Origin of the sequence: Dietzia sp. DQ11-44 (genome assembly GCF_014145205.1) — a bacterium.
Lineage (GTDB): Bacteria > Actinomycetota > Actinomycetes > Mycobacteriales > Mycobacteriaceae > Dietzia > Dietzia natronolimnaea.
In genome coordinates this window covers 1-898 of sequence record NZ_JAALEC010000620.1, presented here as the reverse complement: position 1 = coordinate 898, position 898 = coordinate 1, and the positions used below count along the sequence as shown (strand labels likewise).

The 898-nt window shown below is 69.5% G+C and carries 2 protein-coding genes; one reads left to right on the top strand and one right to left on the bottom strand.

The features are described 5' to 3' along the window. A partial coding sequence (locus G6018_RS14415; RefSeq protein WP_182639989.1) for an acyltransferase occupies nt 1–515 on the bottom strand: 515 nt, incomplete at its 3' end. A gap of 103 nt (nt 516–618) precedes the next feature. Between G6018_RS14415 and G6018_RS14410 the strand changes: the two genes are divergently transcribed. Next, on the top strand, nt 619–898 hold a 280-nt coding region (locus G6018_RS14410), incomplete at its 3' end, for a porin PorA family protein (protein WP_187701124.1).

Sequence of the window (898 nt, the reverse complement as noted above, 5' to 3'; positions counted from 1 at the left end):
TCCCACCAGAGCAGCGGCAGGACGAGGTAGAAGGACATCTCCACCGACAGGGACCACGCGTGGGTCAGACCCTCGACCAGGGAGTCGGGGACGTACACCTGCATCAGGGTCAGGTTGGCCGTCCAGGTCGAGGCCGAACTGTGCGCGTTCTGGGGGATGAGCAGGAACACCGCGGCCACCACCACGAGGTAGGCCGGCATGATCCGGACGAGGCGGGAACGCAGGTAGGCCCCCGCGGACCGCGCGGTGCCGGGCCCGCCCCGACGGGCGTGGAGGGCGTGGGCGCGCCACAGCAGGAACCCGGACAAGGCGAAGAAGACCGCCACGGACAGGTCGAACCGGCCCCAGACCCGGTTGATCGCCGACCCCGTGGAGGAGCCGGTCTGGAACGCGACGTGAGTGGTGAGGACCGAGAGCGCGGCGACCGCGCGGAAGCCCTCCAGCGCCGGCACGAAGCCGGTGGCGGACGGGAGAGTTCCGACTTGTCGGTCGGGGGTGGCGAATGCGTTCTTCATCACTGTTAATCTTCTCCTGATGATGGTCCGGTCCGGCGACCGACCCGGGAAGCTACCCGGCGGTAACCGGCGGATCCAGGGTGCGACTCCAGGAGGACAACCGATGGCACGACAGAGCAGTTCCGCGGGACGGAGGTCGTCAGTGCCCGCACTGGTCCTCGTCGGGCTCGGCGCGTTCCTCATCACTATCGCACTGGCGCTCGTCTTCTTCGTCGTGCCGGCGCAGAAGAAGACCCCGCTGGACATCAACACCACCACCGTCACCGACACCACGCAGGGCGCGGTCCTGGTGGGCGCGGCCCTGGCCGGCAACTCGCCGACCGAGCTCAACTCCACCCGGCCGGAGTGCAGCGCCGACGACGCGGCCGGCGACGAGGACGCCG